12 protein-coding genes are annotated in these 13,206 nt (G+C 70.4%); 5 read left to right on the top strand and 7 right to left on the bottom strand.

Annotated elements, in window-relative coordinates; all coding sequences use genetic code 11:
- Positions 1 to 40: 40 nt before the first annotated feature.
- The 4 genes from SOM19_RS00955 to SOM19_RS00940 all read right to left on the bottom strand — a co-directional run bounded on the left by SOM19_RS00955 (position 41) and on the right by SOM19_RS00940 (position 3,379).
- Complete coding sequence (locus SOM19_RS00955; RefSeq protein WP_320484681.1) at positions 41 to 709, bottom strand: response regulator transcription factor; 669 nt, start codon at positions 707 to 709, stop codon at positions 41 to 43.
- Positions 706 to 1,836, bottom strand: a complete 1,131-nt coding sequence (locus tag SOM19_RS00950) for a sensor histidine kinase (protein ID WP_320484680.1) — start codon at positions 1,834 to 1,836, stop codon at positions 706 to 708. The genes SOM19_RS00955 and SOM19_RS00950 overlap by 4 nt, the downstream gene beginning before the upstream one ends.
- Before the next feature lie 4 nt (positions 1,837 to 1,840).
- A complete protein-coding gene (locus SOM19_RS00945) occupies positions 1,841 to 2,542 on the bottom strand; it encodes a DUF2306 domain-containing protein (RefSeq protein WP_320484679.1) in 702 nt (233 codons plus the stop codon).
- A gap of 114 nt (positions 2,543 to 2,656) precedes the next feature.
- Positions 2,657 to 3,379 (bottom strand): alpha/beta fold hydrolase, encoded by a 723-nt coding sequence (locus SOM19_RS00940; protein ID WP_320484678.1) that lies wholly within the window; start codon positions 3,377 to 3,379, stop codon positions 2,657 to 2,659.
- Between the two features lie 153 nt (positions 3,380 to 3,532).
- Here SOM19_RS00940 and SOM19_RS00935 point away from each other — a divergent pair, with 153 nt between their 5' ends.
- The 3 genes from SOM19_RS00935 to SOM19_RS00925 all read left to right on the top strand — a co-directional run bounded on the left by SOM19_RS00935 (position 3,533) and on the right by SOM19_RS00925 (position 5,735).
- Entirely contained in the window at positions 3,533 to 4,198 is a 666-nt protein-coding gene (locus SOM19_RS00935) for a GntR family transcriptional regulator (RefSeq protein WP_320484677.1), read from the top strand.
- Positions 4,199 to 4,330: 132 nt separating this feature from the next.
- Positions 4,331 to 4,753 (top strand): ArsR/SmtB family transcription factor, encoded by a 423-nt coding sequence (locus SOM19_RS00930; protein WP_320484676.1) that lies wholly within the window; start codon positions 4,331 to 4,333, stop codon positions 4,751 to 4,753.
- 1 nt (position 4,754) lies between these two features.
- Positions 4,755 to 5,735 carry an SRPBCC family protein gene (locus tag SOM19_RS00925; RefSeq protein ID WP_320484675.1) on the top strand — a complete coding sequence of 327 codons (981 nt, stop codon included), beginning with the start codon at positions 4,755 to 4,757 and terminating at the stop codon, positions 5,733 to 5,735.
- A 69-nt stretch (positions 5,736 to 5,804) separates the two neighbouring features.
- Here SOM19_RS00925 and SOM19_RS00920 read toward each other — a convergent pair whose 3' ends face one another.
- The gene (locus SOM19_RS00920; protein WP_320486637.1) at positions 5,805 to 6,911 is read right to left on the bottom strand and encodes a fatty acid desaturase family protein; all 1,107 of its coding nucleotides are present in this window, start codon (positions 6,909 to 6,911) and stop codon (positions 5,805 to 5,807) included.
- Between the two features lie 196 nt (positions 6,912 to 7,107).
- On the opposite strand from SOM19_RS00920, the gene SOM19_RS00915 reads away from it, so the two are divergent.
- Positions 7,108 to 8,010 (top strand): TerC family protein, encoded by a 903-nt coding sequence (locus SOM19_RS00915; protein ID WP_320484674.1) that lies wholly within the window; start codon positions 7,108 to 7,110, stop codon positions 8,008 to 8,010.
- 158 nt (positions 8,011 to 8,168) lie between these two features.
- Positions 8,169 to 10,424: an esterase-like activity of phytase family protein gene (locus tag SOM19_RS00910; RefSeq protein WP_320484673.1), complete on the top strand. Its 2,256-nt coding sequence runs from the start codon at positions 8,169 to 8,171 to the stop codon at positions 10,422 to 10,424.
- A 45-nt stretch (positions 10,425 to 10,469) separates the two neighbouring features.
- Here the strand turns inward: SOM19_RS00910 and SOM19_RS00905 are convergent, their stop codons facing one another.
- The gene (locus SOM19_RS00905) at positions 10,470 to 11,180 is read right to left on the bottom strand and encodes a response regulator (RefSeq protein ID WP_320484672.1); all 711 of its coding nucleotides are present in this window, start codon (positions 11,178 to 11,180) and stop codon (positions 10,470 to 10,472) included.
- Positions 11,177 to 13,051, bottom strand: a complete 1,875-nt coding sequence (locus tag SOM19_RS00900; RefSeq protein ID WP_320484671.1) for an ATP-binding protein — start codon at positions 13,049 to 13,051, stop codon at positions 11,177 to 11,179. The genes SOM19_RS00905 and SOM19_RS00900 overlap by 4 nt, the downstream gene beginning before the upstream one ends.
- Positions 13,052 to 13,206 lie beyond the last annotated feature (155 nt).

The following is a 13,206-nucleotide window of genomic DNA, read 5'->3' as shown; positions in this document are numbered from 1 at the left end:
GCTCAACTCCAGGAATCGGGGGATGCCGGACGCCTCAAGTCTAGTTGCGGGCCGCGCCGTCGCTCGCGCGTCGCGCTTCGGCCGCCCACATCGCGAGCTCGACCCGGTTGCGCGCCCCGATCTTGGCCATGACGCTGGCGATGTGCGTCTTCACGGTGCTGAGGGAGATGTGCAGCTCGCGGCCGATCTCGGCGTTGCCGAGGCCGCGCGCGACGCCGGCCAGCACCTGCTCCTCGCGGTCGGTGAGGGGTGCGGACGGGGCGGTGCGCGGCGCGGGGGCGGCCCCTGCGAAGGCCTCGATCAGGCGCACCGTCACGGTGGGGTCGATGAGCGCGTCGCCCCTCGCGGCCGCGTGGACCGCCTCCCGCAGCAGAGTGGGGCCGGCGTTCTTGAGCAGGAACCCGCGCGCGCCGGCCCGCAGCGCCCGGTACACGTATTCGTCGAGGTCGAACGTCGTGATCACGACGACCGGGATCGGGTCGGCCACACCGGGCCCCGCAAGGGCCTCGGTCGCCTCGAGGCCGTCGGTCACCGGCATCCGGATGTCGAAGAGGCACACGTCGGGCCGCAGGCTGCGCGCGAGGGCCACCGCCTCGCGGCCGTCGGCGGCCTGGCCGATCACCTCGATGTCGGGCTGCGCGTCGAGGATCATGCGCAGGCCGGTGCGCACCAGCTCCTGGTCGTCGGCGATCAGCACGCGCACGCTCACAGGGTCCATCCCGTCCGGGGCAGCACGGCCGTGACCGTCCACCCGCCGTCGGGGTCGGGTCCGGCGGCGCACGTGCCGCCGAGGAGGGTCGCGCGCTCCACCATGCCCGTGATGCCGTAGCCGGGGGGAGCGGATGCCGCGGCCTCCCCGTCGTCGTGCACCTCGAGTCTCACACCGTCGGCGTCGTGGGTCGCCGCCACGTCGATGCGGGCGGCGTGCCGGGCGTGCCGGCGCGCGTTGGTCACGGCCTCCTGCGCGATCCGGAAGGTCGCCGCCGCCACGGCGGGCGGCAGCGCCTCGTCACCGCCGGTCACCGCCACGCGCACCTGCGGGCGTCCGGGGACCGACTCGGCCAGGCGCGAGAGCTCTCCGATGCCCGGGAGCGGAGAGAGGTCGGCGGCATCCTCGCGTCGCAGCACCCGCACCATCGCGCGCATCTCGTCGAGGGTGCGGGATGCCTCGCCCTCGATGACCCGCAGGACGCGGGCCGCGGCATCCGGGTCCGTCTCCGCCACCGCTGTTCCCGCCTGCGCCTGGATCGCGATCGCCGAGACGTGGTGGGCGACGGTGTCGTGCAGGTCGCGCGCGAGCTGCTCGCGCTCGAGAAGACGCATTCGATCGAGCTCGCGCGCCCGTGCGCGGGAGCGCCACCGGAATGCGACGCCCAGCGTGCAGACCGCGACGACCACCGCGATGCCGCCGATCGCGTCGGCGGCCGTGGGTGTGCGGGAGAGGAACGAGGTGAGCCATCCCACGAGGACGAGCAGGCCGCCCAGGAGCATGGCGCGGCCGGATCCCCAGCGCATCACGGCATACAGCAGGATCAGGAAGTACGCCGTCGTGAACAGCTCCGGTTCGCCGCCGCCCTGGAGGCTGATGATCGAGCCGGCGGCGAATGCGACCGTCAGGGTGGTGAGGGGATGCGTGCGCCGCCAGAGCAGCAGGGGCACGAGCGCGAGCAGAACGCCCGCCCAGAGCCACCGGAACGGCACCTCCGGCCGCAGCGCCGCCTCGACGAAGGTGAGCGGCGCGAGCACACCCACCAGCACCCAGTCGCGCCACACCCGTCGGGGCGGGGGCGGGATCGCGGCCGGGGCGTCCCACCAGGCCCGCACGGGGCTCGTCATGCCCTCATGATAGGCGGGCGGCCGCGGCGCCCGCCGACCCGTTCGCGACGCGGACCGGTCCCGTCGAGCTACGCGCGCGCCGCCGGATCACGATCTCGGCCACCACCAGGTTGATCGCCCACCCGGCCGCCATGAGCATCGTGTACGCGGCCTGGCCGGGCTCGCCGACGAGGAAGACCCACGGCAGGATCGTCAGCACCTGCGTGCCGGCGCCGAGACCGATGGCATAGGCACGGGTCATCCAGGCGCTGTGGGTGCGCACATCTCCACGCCGGATGCAGGCGACCGCGTACGCGATCCCTCCCGCCATCACAGAGGCCAGTACGACGCGGATCGCCAGGAGGCCCGGCCCGCTGTTCGCCGGCAGGTCGTACGCGACGGCCATCCACAGACCGGATGCCGCCGACACGAGTCCCGCCGGGGCGATGACGCGACCGGAGTACCGGTGCCAGCGCCGGCGACGCAGCGAGGGGGCGAACTGCAGGGCGCCGAGCAGGAGGAACACCGTCGACCCGACGATGTGGGCGATCACGGGGACCGGCGAGTCGAAGAAGCGGGCGTTCTCGGCGGTCACCGTCCCGCCGGTGCTCAGCTGCGTGAGTCGGGAAGCGCCCGCCGCCATGGGCACGAGGCTGAGCGCGATGAGCCCCGCCGGTGCGAGCCATTCGGGGCGGCAGGCGCGGCGTGCGCGCGAGGGATCGGTCATGCTCCGATGCTCGCGCGCTCGCCGCCGTGCGGCATCGGCCGCCCGGTCGGACCGCATCGGCCGATCGGCCGAATCGTGTTCGTCTCGGCGCCCGCGTGAATGACGCGGGCTCGTTCAGCGAGCGCCGGCTGCGGCCGCCATCTTGGCCGCAGAGTTCGCGGCCGTGGCGATGACGTCGGCGACAGTCTCGGCCTGCGTGATGAACAGGGCGTGGCTGCCCGGGACGTTCGTGATGTCGGCGCCGATGCGGCTGGCCATGTGCTGCAGCATCGCCTGGTCGAACGCCTTGTCCTCGGTGGCGATGACCGCCCAGCTCGGCTTGTCGCGCCATGCGGCCACCGTGACCGCTTCGGCGAAGACGGCCATGTTGACCGGCACCTGACTGTCGGCCATGAACGCTGCGTCGGTCTCGCTCACGTCGGCGGCGAATCCTGAATGGAAGGCGTCGCGGTTGAGGTAGCCGAAGCCGTCGCCGGTCACGTCGATGACGAACTCGGGCGTGGCGGCGAAGCCTTCGTACTGCTGCCCGCTGGTCTCGCCGACATCCGGAATGAGGGCGGACACATAGATCAGCCCGGCGACCTTCGGGTGCACACCCGCCTGCGTGATGACAGTGCCGCCCCACGAGTGGCCGACGAGGATGGCCGGGCCGTCCTGGGCGTCCAGGACACGGTTGGTCGAGGCGACGTCGTCGGCGAACGAGGTGAGCGGGTTCTGCACGATCGACACGCGGTAGCCGCGCGCGGTGAGGAGGTCGTAGACGCGGCGCCAGCCCGACCCGTCCGCGAACGCCCCGTGCACGAGGACGACGTTCTTGATCTCTTCGGTGGTTGTCATGAGTCTTCCTTCCAGATTCGGCTCCGCAGAGCCGGGGTGGGTTGTTGTGACGGTGTAACACCAGCGATACGCAATATATTGCACATCGGCGCCGAGAAGCAATGCCGCCTGGTCGACTTGCATTCCGGACCGAAAGCGTGCGCAATATATTGCATGCCGATTCCTCAGCAAGCCGCCGGCGTCGACCGCATGCTCCTGCGTGACGACGTCTTCCGCCGGTTGCGCGATGCGATCGTCGATTGCACGTTCCTGCCCGGCGAGCAGTTGAAGGACACGGATCTCGCCGAATGGCTCGGCGTCAGCCGGACGCCCGTGCGTGAAGCGCTGCTGCGGCTGGCGGCGAGCGGGCTCGTGGTCACCAAACCGGGCCGGTCCACCACGGTGAGCGCCATCGATCCCAAGGCCGTCCGCGACGCCCGAGACGTCGTCGCTGCGATGCACGTGCTGGCCGTCCGTGAAATGGCAGGGAACGCCACCGAGGCGGAACTCGACCCTATGAGGGAGGCGAACCGTCGCTTCGCGGAGGCGTTGAGCGCGGGCGATATCGCCGCGGCGATGGACGCCGACGAGGATTTCCATCGGGTGCCGGTGACGGCACTCGGCAACGATGCGATCGTGTCGGTGCTGGACCAGTTCGGGCCTGTCGTACGCCGTGCGGAGCGCGTGCGCTTCGCCGCGGACGGCCAGTCATCCCTCGAACGTCACGAGCAGCTCATCGCGCTGCTGGCCGGTGGGGACGTCGAAGGGGCATCGGATCTCACCTTCACGACCTGGCACACCCTGTCCGTCGACGACGACCCGTCGCCCGAACACAGCTGAGCCGAACAGGCGCGGAGAGGATCCGCGCACGCACGCGGTCGCACTCGGCTGCGCCCGCATTCGTCCCACCTGACCGCCGTCGTCCGACGCGGGGGTTGACGAACGGACCGCAGAGTCGTAACGTACAACCAAATGGTTGTACGAATTGAGTTGAGCGATGATCACATCGACCGCGTGTTCCACGCCCTGTCCACCGCGACCCGGCGCGACATCCTGCGCCGCACGATCGAGAACGAGTACTCCGTCTCGGCACTCGCGAGTGCCTACGACATGTCGTTCGCCGCGGTGCAGAAGCACGTCGCCGTCCTCGAGGCGGCCGGGCTCATCATCAAGCGCGCCGAGGGCCGCGAGCGCCTCGTCCGTGCGGATCCGGCCATGATCGCCCGCGCCCGGGCCCTGCTCGCCCGGTACGAGGAGCTCTGGCGCTCCCGCATCGACCGTCTCGACACGATCCTCGCTGAACCCCCCGCGGGAGCGGCGCCACCTGCCGCACCGCACGCCACACCCACCACCGGAACCGACACCGACACCGACACCGACACAGAAGGAAGATGACATGCCCGTCACCGAGGTCACCACCGATCCCGAAGCCCTCACCATGACGCTCAGGGCGGAGTTCGACGCTCCGCGGGAGCGGGTGTGGGAGGCGTTCACCGACCCGCGCCAGCTCGAGCGCTTCTGGGGCCCGCCCGGATACCCCGCCACCTTCACGGCGTTCGACCCGGTCGTGGGCGGCCACGCTCGGTACCACATGACCAGCCCGCGGGGCGAGAAGTTCCACGCGACGTGGGAGTTCCTCGAGCTCGACGGCCCACGTTCACTGTCGGTGCTCGACTCGTTCGCCGACGAGAACGGCGCCGTGCGCGAAGACATGCCGACCTCGCGCATGACCCTCACGTTCGAGCCCACCGAGACCGGGTCGCGGCTGGAGAGCGTCACGCGCTTCACCTCCGCCGAGGCGCTCGAGCAGGTCGTCGCGATGGGCATGGTCGAGGGCTCGAAGATGGCGCTCGACCAGCTCGATCGCGTGCTCCTGAGCCTGCGCGACTACGCCGCCGGCAAGGGCACGCAGACCGAGCTCCTGGACGACACGCACGTGCGCATCACGCGTCTCATCGATGGGCCGATCGACCTCGTCTGGCGCGCTCACCAGGAGCCCGAGCTTCTCACCCAGTGGATGCTCGGACCCGACGGCTGGCGCCTCGAGGTGTGCGAGGTCGACCCCTCCGTCGGCGGCCGCTACCGCTACGAGTGGGCGCCGGTCGACGGTGCCGAGGGAGAGCGCTTCGGCTTCGACGGCGAGACGCTGCTGTCCGAGGCCCCGCGGCGCGCGGTCACGACCGAGCACATGACGGGCACCGACTTCCCGTCCACGCTCAACGACCTCAACCTCGAGGAGGAGGACGGCGCGACGCTGATCACCCTCCTCATCGAGTACCCCGACAAGGAGACGCGCGACATGGTGCTCGCCACGGGGATGACCGACGGCATGGAGGCCAGCTACGCGCGTCTCGAGCGGACGCTCGTCGCGGCCTGAGCTGCTCCACGAAAGAGAGAAGGCGAGCGGATGCCTCGGCATCCGCTCGCCTTCTCTGTGAGTCTGATGTCAGACGGCGCGGTACTGACTGATCATGTGGCAGTCGAACGGGTCGCGGGCAGCGAGTCCGACGCGATTGAGGTACGCGATGACGATGGCGTACGACTCGATGAGGCTGGTCTCGGTGTAGGGCACGCCCAGGGCCTTGCAGTGATCGCGGACGATCTCGCGCGCCTTCGACAGGTACGGCCGCGCCATGCTCGGGAACAGGTGGTGCTCGACCTGGTAGTTCAGGCCGCCCATGAGGGCGGTCGCCCACCATCCGCCGCGGATGTTGCGCGACGTGCGGACCTGCTTCGAGAAGAAGTCCAGCCGAGCGCCCGGAGCGATGATCGGCATCCCCTTGTGGTTCGGCGCGAAGGAGGCGCCCATGTAGACGCCGAAGACGGCGAGCTGCACGCCGAGGAAGGCGAACGCCATTCCCACGGGCAGGAACAGGAAGAGGGGGGTCAGGTACAGCGCGAAGCGGATGAACACGAGGGTGATCTCGGTCCAGCGGCCCTTGACCTCGCCGCGCGAGAACAGGTGCTTGAGCCCCAGCGCGTGAAGGTTCAGGCCCTCGAGCGTGAGGAGCGGGAAGAACAGCCACCCCTGCTTGCGGGTGATGAGCCGGCGGAGCCCGCGGGCGGATGCCGCATCCTCCTCGGTGAACGAGATCGTGTCGATCTCGATGTCGGGGTCGCGACCGACCTGGTTGGGGCTGCCGTGGTGCCGATTGTGCTTGGTGGTCCACCAGGAGAGGCTGATCCCGACGATGCCGGCGGCCAGGATGCGGCCGAGCCGGTCGTTGGCCGGGCCGGAGCTCAGGATCTGGCGGTGCGCGGCCTCATGGGCGAGGAACGCCACCTGGGTGAGCAGGATGCCGAGCGCCGCGGCCATGAAGAGCTGGTACCAGGTGTCGCCCAGCAGGATGAACCCGGTGACGATCCCGCCGAACGCGAGGAGCAGGGCCGCCCCGACGCCGGCATAGAAGAGCGGAGCCCGGCGCAGGAGGCCGGTCTCCTTCACGACGTTCGAGACCTCGGTGTACGCCTTGGCGATGGGAGGGAACGTCTTCGCGTCGGCATAGGTCTGCCGAACCGGGCCGAGTGTTGCCTGGATGGCGGTGGTGGCGATGGTCGCACCTACTTCTGGGTCGAGTGCCGACCTGGTGGTCGACGCGAAGCCACGGCGAATGCCGCTCGTTGTGGCCCACACTACGCAGGTGCATATGGCTGCACCGGTATAGGCGGCGATTGCCAGTCTGTTCGTAGACAGTCCCCAGGAGAAGCCCCTTGACATGGCTCGCCGGCCCGCCGCCTACGATTGCCCCGTGGACTTCTCCTTCGCTTTCACGCCGGATCTCATCGCGGTGTTCGTCACACTCTTCGTCCTCGAGATCGTTCTCGGCGTCGACAACGTCATCTTCATCTCGATCCTCGCCTCGAAGCTCCCCAAGGAGCAGCAGGCCAGGGCCCGCAATCTCGGGCTCACCCTGGCCATGCTGATCCGCGTGGTGCTGGTCTTCTTCGCGGGCTGGATCATCACGCTGAAGGAGGACGTCTTCTTCATCGGCGAACTCGGCTTCTCGTGGAAGGACGTCATCCTCATCGCGGGTGGTCTGTTCCTCGTCTACAAGGCCGTGAGCGAGATCCATCACAAACTCGAAGGTGCCGAAGAGGAGCACGGCTCGGGCAAGAAGGTCGCGCAGGTCACGTTCGCGTCAGTGATCGCGCAGATCCTCCTGCTCGACATCGTCTTCTCGCTCGACTCGGTCATCACCGCCGTCGGCATGACCGAGAACATGATCGTGATCATCACGGTCGTCGTGCTCTCGTTCGGCATCATGCTCTTCGCGTCGCGCTTCATCTTCACGTTCGTCAACAAGCACCCCACCGTGAAGATGCTGGCGCTGTCGTTCCTGCTCCTCATCGGCGTGTTCCTCATCGCCGAGGGCTTCGGCGTCCACGTCGACAAGGCGCTCATCTACATGCCGATGGCATTCGCGATCCTCGTCGAGGGTCTCAACCTGTGGTCGGCGGCGCGCAAGGCGAAGCGCGAGCACACGCGCCAGCACGCCGTCCAGCTCCGCCCGACGTACCCCGACATCGACGAGTCGGTGGCCGTCGCCGCGGCGCTGAGCGGTGGCGCGAGCGGTGGCTCGGTCGGTCTGTCGAACAAGCCCGTGGCGGGGGATGCCGCTCCCGGCGAGGACGAGCGCGCCGGTCTCGGCTGAGGCGGACACGCCGAACCGCATCCGGCGCCCGCGGGCGCCGGATGTGCTCGCCCCGCAGCGGTCGGAACATGCCCGGATGGGCATCCGTTCACCGTTCCGACCCCGAGGCTTCGCGCGGGTGACACGGCAGGGCTGACCGCAGTCGCTTGGCTCGCCGTATGAGCCGATTCCCCACGCCACGCGCGCTGCCGCGCGTCCTCGCCCTCACGATCGCGGCCGTCACGGCCGCCGCCGTCCTCATCCCCACCCCGGCGATCGCCGCCGCCGACGACGAACGAGGCGCAGCCGGCACGGTGAAGACCGTGGCCCCGACGCTCGTCGCCCGCGCGACCCTCTCGGCCGACCACCTCGAGAGCGGGCCGGACTCCGGTGCGCTGGCCACTCCCGGGAACGGCCGCACCGGGCCGTGGGACGGGCAGGTGATCCCCGGCTTCTCGGCCGCGATCGACAACGGAGACGGGACGTTCTGGGCACAGCCCGACAACGGGTTCGGCACGAAGGCCAACTCGGCCGACTTCCTGCTGCGCAACTACCTCGTCCGTCCCGCCTGGCAGACCGCCGAGGGCGGCGAGGGCTCGATCGGGATCGAGCGGTTCATCTCGTACAACGACCGCAACCGTGTGCTCGACTTCCCCATCGTCGGCGACGGCACGCGTGAGCGACTGCTCACGGGAGCGGACTTCGACATCGAGTCGGTCGTGCGGGCGAAGGACGGCACCTTCTGGGTCGGCGAGGAGTTCGGGCCGTTCCTGCTCCACTTCGACGCGAAGGGCACGCTGCTCGAGAAGCCGTTCTCGCTCACCGGTGCGAAGTCGCCGCAGAACCCCTACCTGCAGCCGGGTGAGACGCCGAGGGTGCGTGCGAGCCGCGGCTTCGAGGCACTCGCCGGATCCGCGAACGGCCGGTACCTCTACCCGATCGTCGAGGGCGCCTACGTCGACGATCCGGACCTGCGCCGACGCGAGGTCCTCGAGTTCGACACGAAGCGCGGCGCGTACACCGGGCGCACCTGGAGCTACCAGACCGACCAGGAGGCGAACGTGATCGGCGACGCCTTCCTGACCAAGAACGACCGCCTCCTCATCGTGGAGCGCGACGACTTCGAGGGCGACCAGGCCGTCACCAAGCGCATCTACGAGGTCGACCTGAAGCGCACCGACGCCCAGGGCTACCTCGAGAAGACGCTCGTCCTCGATGCGCTGCGCATCCAGAACCCCGGTGGCATCGGCGCCGGTGACGGCTACGGCACCGGCGAGGTGTTCTCCCTTCCGGTGCAGTCGTTCGAGACCGTGGTGCAGCTGAAGGACGGTCGCCTCCTGATCGGCAACGACAACAACTACCCCGGCAACGACGCGCGCGTCCCGGGCTCGCCCGACGACACCGAGTTCGACATCATCGACCTGCAGCGCGCCCGCATCACGCCGTCGGCGATCACCGTCGTCGGTCACCGCGGCGCGAGCGGGTTCCGCCCCGAGCACACCCTCGCCGCGTACGAGACCGCGATCGTGCAGTGCGCCGACTACATCGAGCCTGACGTCGTCTCGACGAAGGACGGCGTGCTCGTCGCACGGCACGAGAACGAGATCGGCGGAACCACGGATGTCTCGGCCCGCCCCGAGTTCGCCGACCGGCGCACCACGAAGACCATCGACGGGGCGCGCATCACCGGCTGGTTCACGGAGGACTTCACGCTCGCCGAACTCCGCATCCTCCGCGCCAAGGAGCGGCTCCCGCAGACCCGCCCGGCCAACACGGCGTTCGACGGCCTCTACCTCGTGCCGACACTGGACGAGGTCATCGACCTCGCCCGCCACTCCGTCAGCTGCGACGGCCGCCCGGTGGGTGTCTACCCCGAGACGAAGCATCCGACGTACTTCGACTCGATCGGCCTGTCGCTCGAAGAGCCGCTCGTCGCCGCGCTGCAGGCGAACGGCGTCGATCGCGCGGACGCGCCGGTGATCCTCCAGAGCTTCGAGGTCGCGAACCTCAAGGAGCTGAACACGATGACGAACGTCACCATCGCCCAGCTGGTGAGCGGAGCCGGCCGGCCGTTCGACTTCACCGCGGCGGGCGACCCGCGCACCTATGCCCACCTGGTGACTCCCGCGGGTCTTGCCGAAGTGGCGACGTACGCGGACGGCGTCGGTCTTGAGAAGTCGGTGATGATCCCGCGCACCGCCGCCGGAAACCTCGGCACCCCGACCGCGGTGATCGCCGACGCGCACGCGGCGGGGCTCACGGTCCACGGCTGGACCTTCCGGCTCGAGAACCAGTTCCTGCCGGCCGAGTTCCGATCGAGCACCGACCCGAACGCCCCGGGCGACCTGCCGGGAGAGATCCGCGTGTTCCTGAACGCCGGCATGGACGGCCTGTTCAGCGACCAGCCGGGTGTGGCGGTCGCGACCGTCGGCTGATCCACGGGTGGACGGGCGGGCGGATGCTGCGGCATCCGCCCGCCTTCATCGGTTCGTGTCGATCGGCTCCGAGCGGGGAGCGCCGTCGAGCACGAGCCGGTAGCCCATGCCCGACTCCGTGAGCAGGTGCACAGGACGCGCCGGGTCGGCCTCCAGCTTCTTGCGCAGCTGCGACAGGTACAGCCGCAGGTAGCCGGTGTCGGTCACCTGGTCGGTGCCCCAGATCTCATTCAGCAGGGATTGCCGGGTGACGAGCGCACCCGGATTGCGCGCCAGGTACTCGAGGATCCGCCACTCGGTGGGCGTGAGGTGGACGAGTGCGCCGGCGCGGGTGACCGCCTTCGCGGCGAGGTCGACGCGGACCTCGCCGAACGACACGACCGGTTCGCCGGAGGATGCCGTGACCCGGCGCGACAGCGCGCGCAGGCGCGCGAGCAGCTCGTCGATCTGGAACGGCTTGGTGACGTAGTCGTCGGCTCCGGCGTCGAGGGCCTCGACCTTGTCCGCCGATCCGGTCCGGCCCGACACCACGATGATCGGCGCGGTGGTCCATCCGCGCAGCGCCTCGATGACCTGCATGCCGCCGAGGCGCGGCATCCCGAGATCCACCATCACGACGTCGGGATGCTCCTTCGCCGCGAGGGCGATGGCCGCAGCTCCGTCGGGCGCGGCGACGACCTCGTAGCCGTGCGCCGCGAGGGTGATCCGAAGGGCCCGGACCAGCTGCGGATCGTCGTCGGCGACCAGGATCTTCACGGCGCCTCCGCAGTCACGGGCAGGGAGATCACCATCGTGAGCCCTCCGCCCGGGGTGTCCTCGGGCGTGAGCGTGCCGCCCATTCCCTCGGTGAAGCCCTTCGAGAGCGCGAGGCCCAGTCCGAGCCCCGTCGCGTTGTCGGTGTCGCCGAGCCGTTGGAAGGGGGCGAACATCTCGTCGCGCCGCTCGGGCGCGATGCCGGGGCCGTGGTCGATGACGCGCACCTGGGCGAGCGGCCCGCGCGCGGTCGAGGTGACACGCACCCGGCGTCCTTCGGGGGAATGGCGAACGGCGTTGGCGAGGACGTTGACGAGCACCCGCTGCAGCAGCACGGGGTCGGCCCGCAACGGCGGGAGCTCCTCGTCGAGGGAGAGCTCGATCTCGTCCGGCCCGGCGCCGAGCTCGTCGAGCGCGGCCAGCACGACGTCGGCCGCGTCGACGGGCGCGAGCGATACGGCCAGCACTCCCGCCTGCACCCGGCTCACGTCGAGGAGGTCGGTCACGAGCGCCGACAGCGTCGAGAGCGACTCGTCGGCGGTGGCGACCAGCTCCGCGCGGTCCTCGGATGACAGGTGGGATCCGGGGGCGCGCAGACCGCCGACGGCCGCGACGGCGGCGGCGAGAGGGCGGCGAAGGTCATGGCTCACCGCCGACAATAGCGCTGTGCGCACCCGGTCGGTCTCGGCCAGAACGGCGGCCTCCCGGGCGGTCTCCTCCAGCTCGGCTCGCTCGAGCGCGGCGCCGAGCTGCGCGACGACGGCGTCGAGCAGGCGCCGCTCCGAGTCGTCCAGCTCGCCGCCGTGCAGCTCCAGGGTGCCGCGGTCGCCCGGCGGGATCGGCACGCGCACGACGCGGCCGTCCGGCACCGGCTCGCCGTCCGTCGCGACGACCGTTCCGTCGGGAGAGACCACCCGCACCCCGGTCATTCCGAACGCCTCACGAGCGCGCGTGACCAGAGCCGGCACGGCGCTCTCGCCGCGCAGGACGTTGCCGGCGACCGCCGCCAACAGGCCGGCCTCGGCCGTCGCCCGCCGGGCGGTGCGCGCTCGCCGGGCGGCCTGATCCACGATGTAGCTCACGAGCACCGCGATGACGACGTAGAGGAACAGCGCCCACAGGTGCAGCGGGTCGGCGACCGTGACGGCGAACTGCGGCGCCACGAACAGGTAGTCCAGAGTGAGGCCGGACAGCACCGCCGCGAACAGCGCCGGCCAGATGCCGCCCACGAGGGCGACGATGACCACGAGCAGCTGGAAGGCCAGCACCTCCGAGGTGATCGACTCGGGGGTGCGCGTGGAGTAGAGCAGCCAGGTGAGGAGGGGCCCGCCGACGAGCGCGACGACGAAGCCGAGGACGACGCGTTCTCGGCTGAGCGCGCCGCCGCGCACACGGGGGAGTCCGGTGCCACCGGCGGCGGCATGGTCGACGATGTGCACGTCGACGTCGGGCGAGCTGTGGATCACGGTCCGGCCGATGCCGCGGCCCGTCAGTGCGGCGGCGACCCGGCCGCGCCGGCTCACCCCCATGACGATGTCGGTCGCGTCGACGGAGCGGACGAACTCGAGCAGCGCACGGGGAATGTCGTCGCCGACGATCTGGTGGAAGCTGCCGCCGAGCTCCTCGACGAGGGCGCGCTGCGCCGCGAGGGCGCCGGGCGCGGCCGTGCCGGGATCCTCTCCACTGGACACGTGGACGGCGAGCAGTTCGCCGCGGGCCGCGGTGCCGGGGTTCGAAGAGCTGGGGTTCGATGTGCCGGGGTTCGATGTGCCGGGGTTTGAAGCGCCGGCGATCCGCCCGGCCCGACGCAGGAGTGTCTCGCCCTCCGGTCCGCCGGTCAGGGCGACGACGACGCGTGGCGTGCCGGTGTCCATCGCGCCTCCTGTTGTCGTGCTGGTTCCTGGGCGGAGCATGCGCCGCCCGGGCGGTCCGGAGCCCGTCGCTCCGGCAGGACTGAGCCTGTCGCTCCGGCGAGACTGAGCCCGTGCCCGATCCTAGGCTTCGCCCGTCCGGACGGGCCGCGTGGGGG

Origin of the sequence: Microbacterium sp. CFBP9034, from assembly GCF_034045255.1 — a bacterium.
In the GTDB taxonomy this organism is placed as follows: domain Bacteria; phylum Actinomycetota; class Actinomycetes; order Actinomycetales; family Microbacteriaceae; genus Microbacterium.
Note: the sequence above shows the minus strand (reverse complement) of the source record. Positions and strands in the feature narration are given on the sequence as shown.

Coding starts and splice junctions, on each gene's coding strand:
- SOM19_RS00950 (WP_320484680.1), bottom strand. CDS start 1,836: ATGACGAGCCCCGTGCGGGCCTGGTGGGACGCCCCGGCCGCGATCCCG.
- SOM19_RS00945 (WP_320484679.1), bottom strand. CDS start 2,542: ATGACCGATCCCTCGCGCGCACGCCGCGCCTGCCGCCCCGAATGGCTC.
- SOM19_RS00940 (WP_320484678.1), bottom strand. CDS start 3,379: ATGACAACCACCGAAGAGATCAAGAACGTCGTCCTCGTGCACGGGGCG.
- SOM19_RS00935 (WP_320484677.1), top strand. CDS start 3,533: ATGCCGATTCCTCAGCAAGCCGCCGGCGTCGACCGCATGCTCCTGCGT.
- SOM19_RS00930 (WP_320484676.1), top strand. CDS start 4,331: ATGGTTGTACGAATTGAGTTGAGCGATGATCACATCGACCGCGTGTTC.
- SOM19_RS00925 (WP_320484675.1), top strand. CDS start 4,755: ATGCCCGTCACCGAGGTCACCACCGATCCCGAAGCCCTCACCATGACG.
- SOM19_RS00910 (WP_320484673.1), top strand. CDS start 8,169: ATGAGCCGATTCCCCACGCCACGCGCGCTGCCGCGCGTCCTCGCCCTC.
- SOM19_RS00900 (WP_320484671.1), bottom strand. CDS start 13,051: ATGGACACCGGCACGCCACGCGTCGTCGTCGCCCTGACCGGCGGACCG.